The organism is Corallococcus sp. NCSPR001 (genome assembly GCF_017309135.1).
Classification (GTDB): Bacteria; Myxococcota; Myxococcia; order Myxococcales; family Myxococcaceae; genus Corallococcus.
Genome location: NZ_JAFIMS010000002.1, coordinates 5635366 through 5650668 on the forward strand (window position 1 = coordinate 5635366; position 15303 = coordinate 5650668).

Sequence of the window (15303 nt, forward strand, 5' to 3'; positions counted from 1 at the left end):
CCGCCGCGATGGCGGTGAGCGTCAAAAACATGGGCCCTGTTGCCTGTTTGGCTTACTTCAGGCTCTAAGGCTGCTCATGCACAAAGCCAGACTTTCTGCTGTCCTGTTCAGCGCGCTCGCGCTGGGTATTTTGAGTTGCAACTCAAAACCCGCGAGTCCTGCACCGACCGCCACCGCGAAGTCCCAGGCGGCCCTCGTCACGGGTTGGCAGGAAACAGGCTCCATGAGCCTGCGCCGTAGGCTCCCCACGGCCACCGTACTCGACTCCGGCAAGGTGCTCGTCGTGGGCGGCTGGGACGGTGAGTTCCTGGCCTCGGCGGAAGTCTATGATCCGAGCCCGGGCACGTGGCTCTCCACGGGGGCCCTGGCTTTGGGACGGGAGGGGCATACCGCCACCCTGCTGTCCTCGGGTGAGGTGCTCGTCGCTGGCGGGGAGATTCAGTCCGCGCCGGGCTACACCGCCACCGCGTCGCTGTATTCGCCTCAGACGGGCCTCTGGACGCAGGCGGGCGCCACCTCCATGGCACGCGCCTACAGCACGGCGACGCTGCTGCCCTCCGGCAAAGTGCTGATCGCTGGAGGCGGTGACAACAGTGGCTCTTTCGCCCGGGTGGACGTGTATGACCCAGCAGGAGGCTGGTCCGTTCTGCCCTCCTCCATGAATGACGAGCGCAGGCGGCACACCGCGACGCTGCTGCCCTCCGGAAAGCTCCTCGTCGTCGGTGGGCGGGGCTGGCGCATCTTCGAAACGGCCGAGGTGTACGACCCGAGCAATCCGCAATCGGGCTGGGCCTTTGTCGCCCCCATGGTCACGCCCCGCTACGACCATACGGCGACGCTGCTGCCCTCCGGCAAGGTGCTCGTTTCCGGTGGCAGGAATGCAACGGGCCCTCTCGACTCGTCCGAAGTCTATGACCCGGCGACGAACAGCTGGACCGTCGCGCAGATGGCCACGCCCCGGACACTCCACACCGCAACACTGCTGCCTTCCGGCAAGGTGCTCATCGCGGGTGGTGAGACATCCACCCCTCTGGACACGACGGAGCTCTACGACCCGCAGACGAACTCCTGGTCCGCCAGCATCACGCTGCGGACTCCGCGCAGGCTCCACGCAGCGGTCCTGTTGAGCGCCACCTCCAAGGTCCTGGTGCTGGGAGGAGAGCAAGTTGTCGCGGGCCAGACCGCGAGGCTCAACACCGCGGAGTTGCTCGGCACCTGCGAGACCGTCACCTGCAACACCGCGCCGAGCCAGTGCCACTCCTCGGCGGGCGTCTGCTCCAACGGTACCTGTACCTATCCACTTCAGCCGGCCGGCTTCAGCTGTAACGACGGCAACGCCTGCACGGGGAACGACGTCTGTAGCAGCACGGGCACCTGCTCCGGCACTGCCATCGCCTGCGAGGCGCCTCCCGGGCAGTGCTACCAGAGCGCGGGAACCTGCTCCGACGGCTCCTGCTCCTATGCCTACAAGGCGGCCGGGGCCCAGTGCGATGACGGAGATGCATGCACGCTGGGCGAGACGTGCAATGGGGCCGGCGGGTGCGCGGGCACGCCGGTGAGCTGCTCCACTCCGCCCGGCCAGTGCTACCAGGCCGCAGGTACCTGTAGTGGCGGGACGTGCAGCTATGCGCCCAAGGCCGCGGGCACCGCCTGTGATGATGGCAACGCGGGCACCATCAATGACGTGTGCAGCGGATCCGGAAGCTGTGCCGGCGTGGTGGCGTGCACGACTCCGCCGGACGCGTGCCATGGCTCACCGGGCACCTACTCCAACGGGGCATGCACCTACCCGCTCAGGCCGGCTGGCACCTCTTGCGGCCCGGGACAGATCTGCACCGCGACGGGGATGTGCGCGAGTGGGTGCTTGATCGCGGGGACGTTCCACGCAGCGGGGACGACGAACCCGAGCGGGGCGTGTCAGGTGTGCAACCCGAGCGTGTCGACGACCAACTGGAGCTTCAAGCCGGCCGCGACGGAATGCCGCGCCGCAAGTGGACCGTGCGATGTGGCGGAGTCCTGCTCTGGGACAGCAGCGGACTGTCCGGCGGATGGCTTCAAGGGCTCGGGCACGGCGTGCACGAGTGACAACAACGCGTGCACCCAGGACACGTGCAATGCAGCGGGAAGCTGCACCCACCCGCCGGTGGCGACTGGCACTTCATGCGGATCGGGGCAGCTGTGCAATCCAGCGGGCCAATGCCAGAGCGCGTGCTGGATTGCGGGGGTGTATTACTCGGCTGGAGCGACCCACCCCAGCTCCGCGTGCCTGGAGTGCAACCCCAGCCTCTCGGTGTCCCAGTGGAGCAACAAGTCCGCTGGCGCCACCTGCGGCCCCACCACCTACGGCGATTGGGGGTCGTGTTCTGGCGATACTATCTGTGATGAGTGGGGGCACCAGTCGCGCCCAATCACGACCTATACCTGCACCAGCGGCGGGATCTGTGCCAACTCCAGCGTGAGTCAAACGCAGGACTGCCAGCTCAATACGAACGGCCAGGAGTGCGGCTATAACGAAAGCTGCGGCTCGTGCGGTGGCTTCAATGGCACCTGCGGTGAAACGGGTGGCCAGACTTGTTCCTACACGTATTACACATGTAGCAACGGAGCGTGCCAGGCTTCGGGCGGCGGGTCCTGGCAGGAGCCCTGCTCGCGCGACACGGGCGGCATTTCCTGCGGCACCTACAAGACCTGCGATGCAAGCTGTTTCATCGTCGACCAGTGCACCGCTGGGGGGTCGAAATTCTGCGGCACGTACGAACTCAAGTGCGGCGGAGGCTCTTGCAATACTTTTGGGAACATCCTTGAGACCCATACAGAGTACTGCTCGTACACACCGCCTGGGCCTCCCACCTGCCCTGCCCCCTAGCGGCGTCACGCCGCGGAGGCCCGCCTGGCCATCACGGACGGGCGGGCCGGGTACACGGCCGCGAGCGCTCCGAGCAGGATGTGCAGCAGGAAGAGGAGCGGCGTCTGCCGGTACTCCCACTCGGAGAGGCTCTGGACGAAGGCGCCTAGCAGGCCAAAGAAGACTCCAATCCCAAAGCGTGAGCGGAACGCGGACGAACGGCTGAAGAAGAAGCTGGCGCTCATCGTGAACCAGCGCAGCCAGACACCCGCGAACAGGATGACTCCGGGCCAGCCTGTCTCACCCAGCGTAATCTGATACAGGCTGTGCGCCGGAGGCGCCTGCGCCGCGTCCACGTTCGAACCCGCCGGAATGGGCCCGTCCGGCGGTGCCTCGTCGGTACCCGTATAGGGGAGGTAGCCGTAACCGAGCCTCCTGCCGTACGTGTTCGAGACCCAGTAGGACCAGTTGTTCAGCCCGACGCCGAAGAAATGGTCCTCGCGCATCAGCCGCGCGAGATAGACGTACGTGCCGCGCCCTTCGTACTCCCTGCCTCCGAACTCCTTGGACAGTCCACCCTCTGACTCGAAGCGGGCCTGGAAGGACGGCGCCAGCTTGAGCCCCACGGGGATGGCCGCGAGGAACAGCGCGAACGACACCGCGAACATCTTCGGGGTGGGCTTCAGCGCTCCGCACGTCAGGGCCACCCCCACCAGGAGCAGCCCGAGCGAGACGAGCCCCGCGCGCGACACGGTGCACAGCACCGAGAAGGAGCCCAGGAAGGTGGCCACTCCGCACAGGCGCTGGAGGCGGGGCCCCACGTCCGAGAGCGCCACCGCCAGCAGCACCGGGACGGCGATGAGGTTGAACATCGACAGCGTGTTCGGGTGGAACAGCGTCCCATCCGCCCGCGCGTGCCCCAGCACGACGCGGGAGTGGATGACCCAGAACCACTCGTAGATGATCGTGATGGCCAGCGCCGTGACGATGCGGCGCAGGTCCTGCTCGTTCTTCACGTAGTACGCCACCGCCACGTACACCATGAGGCCGCGGACCATCTTCGACAGCTCGAACAGGCCGAACAACTGGGGCTCGGAGAGGAGGATGTTCACCGCGTTGTAGACGATGAAGACGACCATGCTCACGAGCGCGCAGGGCACCCCGAGCCGCTGGCCCGGCTGGCGCTTCCGCAGTTCGTCCGCGAGCAGGAAGATCCACAGGAAGTCGAGCCAGCAGAACTCAAAGCCTCGGGTGGTGCCGCGGTACCACTCGCGGCTGAAGAAGTTGATGGTCCGCGCCGAGTAGTGGGTCGTGCCCCAGATGAGCAGGCCCGCGCAGAGGTGCTTCAGTCGCGGAGACCTCCCCACGGCGGCGATCCCCGCCGGAATCGCCACCGTGCACAGGCTCAGGAAGATGAGGGACTTCGTCTCCATCAGCGCGCCGCGATGTCGATGCGGCGGTAGAGCTCGTAGTCCTCGAAGAAGCACGCGAGGAATTCGCCCCCGTCTACGTCCTCCAACGTGTGCCAGCGCGGCTCCGCGACACGACGCTCCATCTGCGAGGCGTGACTCGCCAGCGCGGCGCGCTTCCGTGCCAGCACGTCCCGGATGAGCACCTTCGTCCGGAACTCCCTGGCCATCCAAAGCCCCATCCGCGTGGATACCGCCACCGACAGCAACGACCGCCGGCTCTCCTCGAAGCCCACCATGGGCCAGTGCCGCCAGGCCCACACCGCGTACTCGTACAACGTCACCGGCAGCCCCACCCTCTCCACCGCCTCGCGCACGATGAGGTTCGTGCTCACATGGTCGGGGTGCTCGCCCCGGGCGTACGGGACGAAGAGCTGCTCCGGCCGATGCCGCCACAGCAGCTCCGCCACCCGCGCCACCGCCGCCTCGCGGCACGCGTCCAGCTCGCGGTCGGGAAAGCCCAGCAGGAAGACGTCCTTCTCCTCCACCTCCAGGACCTTCGCCGCGCCCCGCACCTCCCGCGCCCGCATTGCCTTCAACTCGTCGCCCGGCAGCAGGGACGGATGCGAACCGGCGCCATCCGTCAGGCAGACAATGCGAACCGTCGCCCCCACGCGCCGCTTCTGGAGGATGGTGCCCCCGCAGCCCAGCGTCTCGTCATCCGGGTGCGGCGCGAACACCATCGCCGGACGCCGGAGTGCGTCCGCGTCGAACGCGCGGGCCCGCCGCTCCAACGACATCCGCTGCAAGCGACGGAGCGCCCGCCGCACCGGGGTCCCGTTCATCATCGCCGCACTCCCTCTTCGAGGACGGCCTGGTAGAGGGCCTCGAGCTTCCGCGTCACCGCGTCCCAGCCGAAGCGCCGGCGCACCAGCTCCGCGCCCGCGCGCGCCGCAACCTCCAGCCGCTCTGGATGGGCGAGCGCCTGATGCAGCGCCGCGGCCCAGTCCCGCACCTCCAGCGTCGGCACGCTCAAGCCTTCATCGCCAATGGCGCGGGCGAGGTCTGCCAGCCCCGAGTGCACCGCCAGCATCGCCGGCCGGCCGGCCGCCCACGCCTCCAGCACCACCAGCCCGAAGGCCTCATGCACCGACGGCATCAGCGCCAGCCGGGTGAGCGCCAGCAGGTCCGGGACTTCCGTCTCCGCGTCCAGGTTGCCCAGCAAATGGACGCGCGCCCCGAGGCCCAGCGCCGCGATCTCGCGCCTCAACTGCTCCTGGTAGTCGGCGTCCACCACCGCGCCCGCGAGGACGAGGTGATGATCCTCGGGTGCTCCCGCGGCGAAGGCCCGGATGGCCAGCAGCTGGTTCTTCTGCGGCGTGATGCGCCCCACCAAGGTGACGAGGGGCACGCCCGCGAACCGTGGCCAGCGCTCGCGCGCTCGGGCTGCGCTCCCGGAGGCCAGCCGCTCCAGGTCGACGCCCTGGTCGATCCGCACCACCCGCGCCCCCACCACCTCGGACAGGGCGCGCCGCTCCTCCTCGTTGAAGGTGATGACACGCGCGGCGTCGTGGAGGACGCGCCGGGCGCCGAGCAGCATTCCGATGGGCTGCCCCACGTCGATGCCCCCTGAGTGCCGCCGTGCGGTGTCCCGCGCCAGCTGCTCCCTTTGCGCCAGCAGGGGCCCATGCACCGAAAGGACATACGGGCGCCCCGTGAGGCGCATGGCGGTCCGCACGGCGCCACCGATGCGCCCGGCCGTGTGCAGGTGCGCCAGGGCGAGGCCCCGGTCGCGCGCGAGCCGGAGGGGCTCATCGAAGGTGATCAGATTGCCTGCGTTGGCGACCAGCGCCTTGCGCTTCTCAGCCGAGCCGATGAAGGGATTGAAGGCCCTGAAGCGCACCAGTGGCACCTCGGGGCCCAGCGCGCCATCCGGCTCCGAAGGACCACCGGGTGCGTGCACCTCCGGGCCCCAGCCCCACCGCGCCAGCCGCCGTGTGACCTCCACGACGTGCGTCTCCGTCCCGCCCCACTCCCTCGGATTGTATTTGCGAAGGACGTGCACCACGCGCTGCGCCGGACGCTCCACGACAATCATGGGCGCAGGCCTCACGCAATTCGCGGACCAGACACACCGCCCCACCTCCAACCTGGCCCATTTGGAGACGTCTCAAAGAGAGACATGCGCGCTATCTCAAACGAGGAGGAGCGCCTCGCGCGGCGGCATGCCCCCTGCAAAGTGGCGCCCGCACCCGAGCGGAGGAAGCGTCAGCGCGTGAAGGTCACCGTCCTCACCAACCTGTACCCCCCTGATGTCCTCGGTGGCTACGAGCTGCTCGCGCGGGACGTCGTGGAGGCGCTGGAGCGGCGAGGACACGCGGTGGAGGTGCTCACCACCGGCGATGGCTCGGAGGCCGGACGCGTGCTGCGCACGCTGTACCTGGCACGTCGCTTCGGCCGGTCCGCGGGCCGGGATCGCCTTCGTCACTTCGTGGCCGGCGCGCTGAACACGGCGGCGGTGCGCCGCTACCTGCGCGTCCACGGAAGGCCGGACGCGGTGCTGGTCATGAGCCAGCGACGGATGGGGCTCGCGCCGCTGCGGGCGCTCCAGGAAGCTGGCGTGCCCGTGGTCGTCACGGTGAACGACGACTGGCCGGTGGCGTTCAGCGTGGGGCGGGACGCGCGGCCCAGGGCCCGGCTGGGCGGTCTGCTCGATGAGTTCCTGGTGCCTTCGCGGACGTGGAGAGGCATCCAGCCCGCCGCGGTCGCGTGGCTCTCGGACGCGGTCCGGCGCACGGCTCTCGCGGCCGGCGTGCCGCTGGGCTCCGGCGTGGTGCAGCCGCAGGGCGTGGACCTCTCTTGCTTCACCGCGCGGCCCTTCCGGCCCATGCGCCCGGAACCCCGGCTGCTCTTCGTCGGCCGGCTCCACCCGAGCAAGGCCCCGGACGTGGCCATCGACACGCTGGCGGAGCTGGAGAAGCGCGGCCTGCGGGCCACCCTCACGCTGGCGGGCGCGGCGGACGAGCCGGCCTACCTTGCGGCCTTGCGTCAGCGGGCGCGAGCGCTGCGGGTGGACGGACGCGTGACCTGGGCCGGCAAGCTGCCTCGCGAGCAACTGCCCGCGCTGTACCGGGACGCGGACGCGCTCCTGTTCGCGTCGAAGCTGGAGCACGAGGGCCAGGGCCTCACCTACCTGGAGGCGATGGCCTGCGGTCTGCCGGTGGCGGCCTCCCCCAGCGGTGGCGCTCGCGACTTCCTCGAACGGCACGATGCGTCCCTGCTGGTGAAGGCCTGCACGGGGGACGCCTTCGCCGGGACGCTCGCGGCCCTCCACCGGGATGCCTTGGCGCAGGAGGCGCTCGTCCAACGCGCGCTCGACATCGTGAGGAGGCACGCATCCCTCGATGCTTACGTCCGCTGCCTCGAGCAGCTCCTGCGGCGCGCGGCGGCCACCACGGTGCGGTGAAGGCTCACTGCCTCCGCAGCACCACCTGCTGACCGAGGCTCGGGTCGGTGTTCCCACTCCGCAGGCGCTTCTCCCCCCACTGGTGACCCTTCCACCAAGCCCAGTGGTACACGAGCCGCCGAGGGAGGCAGAGCGCCAGGCCCGCGGCGTCACGCGCCTGGAGGTGCACGGCCGCATCCCGAGCCCATGACGTCCCCACCCGGCGGGCCAGCCCCATGAGCGACGCGCGGTCCCCCAGGATGAAGGCGTCCGCCTCACCCTCGATGAAGCGGCGCCCATACAACTGCTTGAGCGTGTAGTTGTGCGAGTGCATCACCAACGCGTCCGGCACGTAGCGCACCCGCAGCCCGTGGTTGCGCGCCCAGTGCCCCCACTCCGTGTCTTCGGAGCCCCACGCGTCCTCGTAGAACGGGTGCTTCCGCCACGCTTCGCGCGTCATCGCCGCGAATGGCAGGGAGTACGTCATCCAGGGTGGCGCCTCTCCCTTCTCCGGGAACGCCACCGCGTAATCGCGCCGCACCCACGTGTGCGCCTCCGGCCGCGGAAGCTGCCGGGCGAACGTCGCGTCCGCCTCCCCGCGCTCGATGGGCGCCAGCAGCCGGTCCAGCGCTTCAGGCGTCAACGGCACCACGTCGGAGTTCTGGAAGACGACGAGGTCTCCCGTGGCTTCGCGGATGGCCCGGTTGAGCACCGCGCCTGGAAAGTACGCCTTCGCCTCGATGCGGATGAGGCGTGCCGGGAAGCGGGAGACGATGTCCAGCGTCGCGTCCCGGGAGCCCGAGTCCACCACGAGGAGCTCGAAGTCCCGGCGCGCCTGCGAGCACAGGCCGGAGAGCGCCTGTCCGATGACCCAGGCCGAGTCCTTCGAGCGCATGATGACGGTGACCTTGCGCTTCATGAACCCGCCTCCAGGACGAGGCCGAGCTTCCGCGCCACGTGCGTGAAGTTGGGGTCTCCGGACTCGCTCCAGAACCGCAGATAGGCGTGCCGCAGGTCCGCTGGCGAGGAGCTCGCCGCGCCCAGGACCGTCCGGGCGAACCCGGCGCCCTCGGTCTCTCCCACGCCGAACGCCACGAATGGAAACGCCGCCGCAAGCACTCCGCGCGGTCCACCGAGCCTCAATCCCAGCCGGGCCCGGAGCCCCAGTTCCGGCGAGACCTCTGGCCGGAACCGCACCGCGTTCCGGGCCCGCCGTAGCAACACCCCCGGCCGCAAGCCGCCCTCTCGCAAGGAGTGCTTCAGCGTCCGTTCGACGTACCCGTCCCAGCTCAAACCGGGCACAGACAGCCGCGCGGCCTCACACACGAGGTGCACGTCCGCGAGCCTCGCCCGCACCTCGTCCATCCAGGGCCCCAGCTCGCGCCCGGCGAAGCGCGTGTCATCCGGCTCCAGGCGGAAAGCGCTCGCCTCGTCGTACAGCCGTCGGAAGCCGTCCGGCACGTCGCGCCGACCGGCCATCCGCCGCCGCTTCTCGACGTAGCTCCAGTCGTACGCTCCCAGGAAGTACAGCAGCGCGTCGCCGTAGCCGATGATGGCCTTCGCCGTGTGCCGGAGGATGGTGCGCCGCGCCTCCCCACCCAGCGAGCCCTGGTCCCGCAGCGCCTCGTTGATGACGAGCAGCGTCCCCCGGTTCACCGCCAGGTTCCGAATGTCGTCCGGGAGGATGGCGTCGCGCGTGAAGTGCTTCAGCCCTGGCAGGAACGACGCATCGCCCGCCACCGTCTTGTGGCCGAACCGCATGTCGTACCACATCACCAGGCACGGGGACCTCCGCAACGCCCGCGCCGTGATGATGCCCAGATCCAGTCCCAGGCCATGCCGCTCGCGCAGCGGCTCCAGCGCGGCGTCCAGCTCCGCCTTCAGCTCCGCGCGTGGCGCCCGCTCCAGCACCAGCAGGAAGTCGAGGTTGTTGTGGGGCCGCTCGGCTCCGTCCCGCCGGTCCACGCCGCCCTCGCCGCGCCCGTAGCCGCCCATGAGGGCCAGCGTCCGCAGCGCGCTCCGGGGGACGTGCCAATCGACGACGTTCGCGGCCTCGCCCACCACTTGGGCGATGCGCGCCTCCACTTCGGCCGAGCCCTTCAACGTGAAGCGTCCGTCCATCACGCAGCCCTCCTTCCCGCGCGCGCCACGGACTCCAGCAGCGCCAGCAGCCGTGTCACGTGCCGCTCGGGGGTGAAGAGCTCCTGGTAGACCCTCAGCGCGCTCTCCCCGAGCCTCTCGCGCCGGTCCGGCCCGGCCATCATCCAGTCCATCGCCGCCGCGAGCCCCCGTGGATCATTGGGCCGCACGCCCCGCCCCGTTTCGTCCGTCAGCCACTCGCCCACGCCGCCCACGAGACTGGCGATGACGGGCGTGCCGTGCGCCATCGCCTCGACGCCCACCAGGCCGAACGTCTCCGGGGCGCGGCTCGGGAAGACGACACACGCCGCGCGCCGATACAGCGCGGACAGGGACTCGGGCGCCAACGCGCCCAGGAAGCTCACCCGCCCCGAGAGCCCGAGCCCGTCCACCATCGCGCGCAGCTCCGGCTCCTGCCGCCCCTTCCCCGCGATCTCCAGCCGGCAGGGACGTGTGGTGCGCGCCAGGGCCTGGAGCAGCACGTCCAGGCCCTTGCCCGCCGTCAGCTGCCCGGCGAAGAGGAACAAATCCGACTCACGCGCCACGGGCGACTGTGGCGCTGGCGGGACCTGTGCGTACAGCGGAAGGACGTGCATCCGCTCGCGCTCGAAGCCATGCGCCACCACGTGCTCGGCCATGTACCGCGATCCCACCACGAACGCGTGATGGCGTTGGGCCAGCGCCTGCTCCGTTCTCAGGCCCCGCAGCGAGGCCAGCTTCAGCCCGGGCCAGGCCTCCGAGCGGCCCAGGAAACCGAGGCACGGGTAGCAGGCCGCGCCCACCGTCTTCGTGCACGTCTGCTTCCCGAGCACCGTGTACTTGTGCTCGCGCAAACAGAACAGCCGATGGTCATGGAAGAAGCGCACCACCGGCGCGGGCTGTTCCAGCAGCGCGCGCTGCGCCGTCAAGCTCGCCAGTTGGTGCACGTAGACGACGTCCGGCTCCAGCTCCCTCAGTTGCCGCGACAGGTCCACGATGGGAAACACGCCCGCGAACGGCTCCTGCATCACCGGATGCGGATCCGGCGTGACGTTCACGTCGTAGAAGAGCAGCGACTCCACGCCCCGCTGGCCCAGCTCCCGCGCGGTCTCCCGCACGTAGCGCTCGGCGCCGCCGAAGGGGCTGGCGCCGTCGTTGATCCATGCGACCCTCAAGCCCCTGCCCATGGCGTCCTCCCGCCCAGCCCGAGCATCAAGCGCACCCACCCGGCCACATCCACCAGCGCGCCATGGCCTCCGGGCAATGATGTATCCGAGGCGATGGCGGCGTACGCCGAGGGGCTGTCCACGTCGTAGCCGTGCATCCCCCGCATCGCGCCTCCCACGAAGCTGGGGGCGAACAGCGCGCCCTCCTCCAGGACGAAGAGGGCCCTCCCATACGGCGCTCCACGCACCGGCGCCCGCCGCTCCCTCAGCGCCCCTTCGTCCAGCCACCGCCCCCGCAGCCCATGCGCCTCCACCCGCTCACGCGCCCGCGCCAGCACGGGCTCCTCTCCCCAGAAGCGCATCATCGTGCTGTCCACGAACAGCCGCGTCCCGCGCAGATCCCGGAGCAGCCGGCGCGGATCCACCACATCGCGGATGTCCGCCATCCCGTGGTCGCCCACGACCACCGTCGTCACCTCGCCGCCCCCGGCGCGCATGGCCTCCACCGCCCGCTGGATCCATTCGGAGACGCGACCCGCCGCCGCCCGCGCTTCCCGGCTGCCGTTGCCCGCGCGGTGCAGCGCTCCGTCCAGCTCCGTGGCGTACGCGAACGCCAGGTCCGGCTTGCGCGCCCGCAGCACCGCGCAGGTATGCGCCCAGCGCTCCTCCTCCGGCAGTTGCCACGGCGCCGCGAACACCCGCATGCCCGCGCGCCTCGCCTCCGACAGGAATGTCTCCACCCCGCCGATGCGCTCCGCGTTGAACAGGTCCTCCCGCTCCGGCAGGTCGAGCCAGCGGAACAGCTCCGGCGGTACCCGGTACAGGTCCACGTACCCCGTCAGTCCCGCGGTCTTCCGCAGCACCCTCGCCGCCGCGCGCCGCAGCTTGCTTCGCTCGTGCACCAGCTTCGGCAACAGCCCCAGCCATCTCAGGGGCGACAGCACCCCGTCTCCATCGTTCCGCGCGTGGGCGAAGAGGCACATCCGCCCGTGCCGCTCCGGGGGCGTCCCGGTGAGGATGGTCGGCAGCGCTCCGCATGAATAGCCGAGGATGCCGCGGAGCCTGCCCCGGTGGGGCAGCCCGCCCAGCCCTCCGAAGGACTCCAACTGGGACGGGCCCAGCGCATCGACGAAGACGACGAGGACGCGGCGCTGACCGGAGGGGCGCGCCAGGACGGGCCCACCCACCGGCGCCTCGGTGCCGTCTCCGTATGGACGCATCTCATTGCGGGACATGGTGTTGTCTCATTGCGAGAGGGACGCCGCGCTCACGTCCATCGCGAGGAAGCGAAGGCGCGTCATGCGGGGCCGCGCTTGCCAGAAGCACGCCAGCAGCAGTGCTGGCATTCACCGTGCACCGGGCCCGTCCCCATGGAGCACTCCAGCGCCGCGGTTCGAACCCTCACGCCCACGGAGAGCGAGCTCGCCGACGTCGGAGCTCCTCTTCTCCTCGGGGATGCCCAGCGGGCCTTCGCCACGGGAGTCACCACCCTGCTCATCGATCTGCGCCGCGTTTCACGGCTGGATGCGCGCGCCGCGGACACCCTGGTGCGGTTGGCGCGGCGGGCGCCCGGGCACGTCCGCCTCGTGCTGCTGAGCCCCGCTCCCTCCGCGCGGTTCATCCTCCAGGCGCTGAGGCTCGAGGAGATCTTCGATCTCCACGAGGACGCCGCCGAGGTCCTCAGGGCCGCAGGCTGACGGAGACGCCCGGGATGTTCTCACTGGAAGAAGGCGCGGAGCCGGGTGCTCCAGCGCCGCGCATGCGGCAGGAGACAGGGCGCTCCGGCCACCCCATCGATCCCCTGCGCATCGCCCGGGTCCTGCGGCGCGGCTGGCGCGTCATCGCGGGAGTCTTCCTGGCGGGCACCCTCTTGAGCGTCGCGCTGGCCAAGACGGTGGTGCCCCGCGAGTTCACCGCGCGCACCGTCCTGCTGTGGGAACCCGTGCACGTCTCCGCGGTGACCTCTCCCGAACGGGAGATCCAGACGTTGATGGACACCCTCAAGCTCCCCAACAACCTGGAGGAGCTGCGCAAGCGCGCGCGCCTGCCCATGACGCTCGATGCGCTGGCGCGGCGGCTGGACATCGCCGTGGCCCGCGACTCCAACATCCTCACCCTCTCCGCCATCGCGGACAGCCCCGAGGAGGCCTCGCGGCTCGCGGACATGATGACGCGGGTGTTCCTCGACAGCCGGCGGGACTCGGAGCGGACCCGGGCCGAGCAGCAGCTCCAGGCCCTCACCTCGGAGGTGGACAAGGTGCAGGCCCAGTTGGAGGAGGCCCGGGCGCAGTACGACCGCTTCCGAGGGGAGACCGGCATCGCGGACCTCACGCTCGACCGGCAGGCCGCCATCGAGGAGGCCGCGCGGCTGCGCACCGAGATGAACCGCTTCCGGATCGAAGCGGAGTCCTCGGAGGCCAAGGCCGCGCTGCTGAAACAGGCGGCCCGCGAGCAGCCCGGCAAGGTGGTGCTTTCGGAGACGGAGAGCCACTACGAGCAGCGCAAGCTGGCCGAGCTGCGCGCCGAGCTCACCGCCCGCAAGGCGAGCCTCTCCGAGGAACACCCGGAGGTGCTGGGACTCTCCAGCGCCGTCCAGGCCCTGGAGTCCTCGCCGGACAGGGGCACCATCTCCGACCGCGTGGTGGGGACCAACCCCGCGTGGACCTTCCTCCAGAACAGCCTGATCGACGTCGACACGCAGCGCGAGGTGGCCCAGAAGAAGTGGCGCTCCTACGCCGAGGTCGAGTCCTCGGTGCGCGACCGCATCACCCGCCTGTCCTCCATCGAGGGCCAGGCCAGCGTGCTGCTCGCGCAGGTCCAGCTCACCGCGGCGCGCCTGGCGGACCTCAAGACGCGCCAGAAGGTGGTGGAGAGCGAGGTGCGCCAACCGCAGGTGGAGCTGCGCGTCCTCACCCCCGCCACCCCGCCGCTGCTCCCCTCGAAGTCCTACCGCCGCCTGGTGGCCCTCCTGCTGCCGCCCCTCTTCGCGCTGCTGGCCGCGGTGGCCCTCGGCGCCTCCGCGCTGCGCGGCCTCAGGTTGTGGACGCCGGCAGAGCTCTCCTTCTGGGTCCACGGCCCGGTGGTGGCCGCCACGACGTGGCCCGCCACCTCCGAAGGATTGGAGGATCTCGCCGCGGACCTCCGCGCCGCGCTGGACGAGGCGAAGGGCACCACGCTGCTGTTGCCCCTGACGGCGGCGCAGGCCGGGCCGGCGCGGGAGCTGCTGTCCCGGCTCGGGGCGGGGAACGTCCCGGCCCGGGATGGCGTCCCGGAGCAGGATGCGCGGGTGGTGCCATGGGAGGAGGCGGAGCGCGCCATGGCGCTTCGCCGCGCGGCCCGCCAGTGCGACCGGGTGCTCGTGCTCGTCGCGTCGGGCGCGCACTCGCTCTTCGAGTTGGTGGCGCTGCGGCGGTTGCTCGGGAGCGAGGGGCGCATCGGACTGGTGGTGGTGGGGCTCGGCACCGACCTTGCTACCGCTCCGGATCGCGTGGGCGAGGTGCCGGGCTTCTGGTCCGGGGCCGCAGCGTCGAAGGGCGCCGCGCAGGGAGCCGCAACGACATGAAGACGACCTCTCTCTGCTTCATCACCGAGCCGCCCGCCCTCCGCCGGAACTGGGATGCCCTGCCCCCCGCCCTGCGCGGACGCGCGGCACGCATGCGGGCCAAGGCGCGGCGCGCGAGCCAAGCGCTGGCGCTGCTGTCCGTCGAGCTGGGCCCCGTGCTGCGGCGGCTCATCGACATCCTGGCGATGGGCGTTGGCCTGCTGCTCGTCTCTCCGCTGCTGCTGGTGACGGCCGTCCTCATCAAGCTCGACAGCCGCGGCCCCGTCCTCTTCCGCCAGGAGCGGATCGGTCAGCACGGGCGCCCCTTCCAGCTCCTCAAGCTGCGCACCATGCGCGTGGGCGCGGACGCGGAGAAGGCGCGACTGGCCGCCCAGGTGCCGGGCGCGGTGGACGGCGGGCGCTTCAAGCTGCGCGTGGACCCGCGCACCACCCGGGTGGGCCGCGTGCTGCGCAAGTACAGCATCGACGAGCTGCCCCAGCTTTGGAACGTGCTGCGAGGGGACATGACGCTGGTGGGCCCGCGCCCGACGCTCTGGAGTGAGGTGGCGAAGTACCGCGCCCGCGAGCTGCGCCGGCTGGAGGTGCGACCCGGGCTGACGTGCCTGTGGCAGGTGGAGGGCCGCAGCGACCTCTCCTTCGAGCAGCAGGTGTCGCTGGACCTCGAGTACATCGACCGCGTCACTCCGCGGCAGGAGCTGCGCATCCTGGCCAGGACGATTCCCGCGGTACTCACCGGCCGAGGGGCCTACTAGCAACGG

Annotated in this window: 12 protein-coding genes; 5 read left to right on the forward strand and 7 right to left on the reverse strand. The window is 70.5% G+C overall.

Features of this window, described 5'->3' with window-relative positions; translation table 11 throughout:
* Positions 1-223: 223 nt before the first annotated feature.
* The gene (locus JYJ93_RS24620) at positions 224-2866 is read left to right on the forward strand and encodes a kelch repeat-containing protein (RefSeq protein ID WP_206795194.1); all 2643 of its coding nucleotides are present in this window, start codon (positions 224-226) and stop codon (positions 2864-2866) included.
* Between the two features lie 5 nt (positions 2867-2871).
* On the opposite strand, the gene JYJ93_RS24625 is transcribed toward JYJ93_RS24620, so the two are convergent.
* The 3 genes from JYJ93_RS24625 to JYJ93_RS24635 are packed head-to-tail and all read right to left on the reverse strand — an operon-like array spanning position 2872 to position 6352.
* Positions 2872-4278 (reverse strand): hypothetical protein, encoded by a 1407-nt coding sequence (locus JYJ93_RS24625; protein WP_206795196.1) that lies wholly within the window; start codon positions 4276-4278, stop codon positions 2872-2874.
* Positions 4278-5102 carry a PIG-L deacetylase family protein gene (locus JYJ93_RS24630; protein WP_206795197.1) on the reverse strand — a complete coding sequence of 275 codons (825 nt, stop codon included), beginning with the start codon at positions 5100-5102 and terminating at the stop codon, positions 4278-4280. Before JYJ93_RS24630 ends, JYJ93_RS24625 begins: the two co-directional genes overlap by 1 nt.
* Positions 5099-6352: a glycosyltransferase family 4 protein gene (locus JYJ93_RS24635; RefSeq protein ID WP_206795199.1), complete on the reverse strand. Its 1254-nt coding sequence runs from the start codon at positions 6350-6352 to the stop codon at positions 5099-5101. Before JYJ93_RS24635 ends, JYJ93_RS24630 begins: the two co-directional genes overlap by 4 nt.
* 177 nt (positions 6353-6529) lie before the next feature.
* On the opposite strand from JYJ93_RS24635, the gene JYJ93_RS24640 reads away from it, so the two are divergent.
* On the forward strand, positions 6530-7720 hold the full coding sequence (locus tag JYJ93_RS24640; protein WP_206795201.1) for a glycosyltransferase family 4 protein: 1191 nt from the start codon (positions 6530-6532) through the stop codon (positions 7718-7720).
* Positions 7721-7724: 4 nt separating this feature from the next.
* Here JYJ93_RS24640 and JYJ93_RS40670 read toward each other — a convergent pair whose 3' ends face one another.
* Genes JYJ93_RS40670 through JYJ93_RS24660 form a run of 4 tightly spaced genes read right to left on the reverse strand, consistent with a single transcriptional unit; the run spans position 7725 to position 12218 of the window.
* Positions 7725-8618 carry a glycosyltransferase family A protein gene (locus JYJ93_RS40670; protein ID WP_206795203.1) on the reverse strand — a complete coding sequence of 298 codons (894 nt, stop codon included), beginning with the start codon at positions 8616-8618 and terminating at the stop codon, positions 7725-7727.
* The gene (locus JYJ93_RS24650; RefSeq protein WP_206795205.1) at positions 8615-9820 is read right to left on the reverse strand and encodes a hypothetical protein; all 1206 of its coding nucleotides are present in this window, start codon (positions 9818-9820) and stop codon (positions 8615-8617) included. Before JYJ93_RS24650 ends, JYJ93_RS40670 begins: the two co-directional genes overlap by 4 nt.
* On the reverse strand, positions 9820-10992 hold the full coding sequence (locus tag JYJ93_RS24655; RefSeq protein ID WP_206795207.1) for a glycosyltransferase family 4 protein: 1173 nt from the start codon (positions 10990-10992) through the stop codon (positions 9820-9822). The genes JYJ93_RS24650 and JYJ93_RS24655 overlap by 1 nt, the downstream gene beginning before the upstream one ends.
* Complete coding sequence (locus JYJ93_RS24660; RefSeq protein WP_206795209.1) at positions 10989-12218, reverse strand: alkaline phosphatase family protein; 1230 nt, start codon at positions 12216-12218, stop codon at positions 10989-10991. The genes JYJ93_RS24655 and JYJ93_RS24660 overlap by 4 nt, the downstream gene beginning before the upstream one ends.
* A 135-nt stretch (positions 12219-12353) precedes the next feature.
* Between JYJ93_RS24660 and JYJ93_RS24665 the strand changes: the two genes are divergently transcribed.
* The 3 genes from JYJ93_RS24665 to JYJ93_RS24675 are packed head-to-tail and all read left to right on the forward strand — an operon-like array spanning position 12354 to position 15297.
* Positions 12354-12680: an STAS domain-containing protein gene (locus JYJ93_RS24665; RefSeq protein WP_206795211.1), complete on the forward strand. Its 327-nt coding sequence runs from the start codon at positions 12354-12356 to the stop codon at positions 12678-12680.
* Between the two features lie 14 nt (positions 12681-12694).
* Positions 12695-14545: a hypothetical protein gene (locus JYJ93_RS24670; RefSeq protein ID WP_206795213.1), complete on the forward strand. Its 1851-nt coding sequence runs from the start codon at positions 12695-12697 to the stop codon at positions 14543-14545.
* Positions 14542-15297: a sugar transferase gene (locus JYJ93_RS24675; protein ID WP_206795215.1), complete on the forward strand. Its 756-nt coding sequence runs from the start codon at positions 14542-14544 to the stop codon at positions 15295-15297. The genes JYJ93_RS24670 and JYJ93_RS24675 overlap by 4 nt, the downstream gene beginning before the upstream one ends.
* Positions 15298-15303 lie beyond the last annotated feature (6 nt).

What these genes read in the sequence shown, in the direction of transcription:
- JYJ93_RS24625 (WP_206795196.1), bottom strand. Translation starts at nt 4,278, where the DNA reads ATGGAGACGAAGTCCCTCATCTTCCTGAGCCTGTGCACGGTGGCGATT.
- JYJ93_RS24630 (WP_206795197.1), bottom strand. Translation starts at nt 5,102, where the DNA reads ATGATGAACGGGACCCCGGTGCGGCGGGCGCTCCGTCGCTTGCAGCGG.
- JYJ93_RS40670 (WP_206795203.1), bottom strand. Translation starts at nt 8,618, where the DNA reads ATGAAGCGCAAGGTCACCGTCATCATGCGCTCGAAGGACTCGGCCTGG.
- JYJ93_RS24660 (WP_206795209.1), bottom strand. Translation starts at nt 12,218, where the DNA reads ATGTCCCGCAATGAGATGCGTCCATACGGAGACGGCACCGAGGCGCCG.
- JYJ93_RS24650 (WP_206795205.1), bottom strand. Translation starts at nt 9,820, where the DNA reads ATGGACGGACGCTTCACGTTGAAGGGCTCGGCCGAAGTGGAGGCGCGC.
- JYJ93_RS24620 (WP_206795194.1), top strand. Translation starts at nt 224, where the DNA reads ATGAGCCTGCGCCGTAGGCTCCCCACGGCCACCGTACTCGACTCCGGC.
- JYJ93_RS24635 (WP_206795199.1), bottom strand. Translation starts at nt 6,352, where the DNA reads ATGATTGTCGTGGAGCGTCCGGCGCAGCGCGTGGTGCACGTCCTTCGC.
- JYJ93_RS24665 (WP_206795211.1), top strand. Translation starts at nt 12,354, where the DNA reads ATGGAGCACTCCAGCGCCGCGGTTCGAACCCTCACGCCCACGGAGAGC.
- JYJ93_RS24670 (WP_206795213.1), top strand. Translation starts at nt 12,695, where the DNA reads ATGTTCTCACTGGAAGAAGGCGCGGAGCCGGGTGCTCCAGCGCCGCGC.
- JYJ93_RS24675 (WP_206795215.1), top strand. Translation starts at nt 14,542, where the DNA reads ATGAAGACGACCTCTCTCTGCTTCATCACCGAGCCGCCCGCCCTCCGC.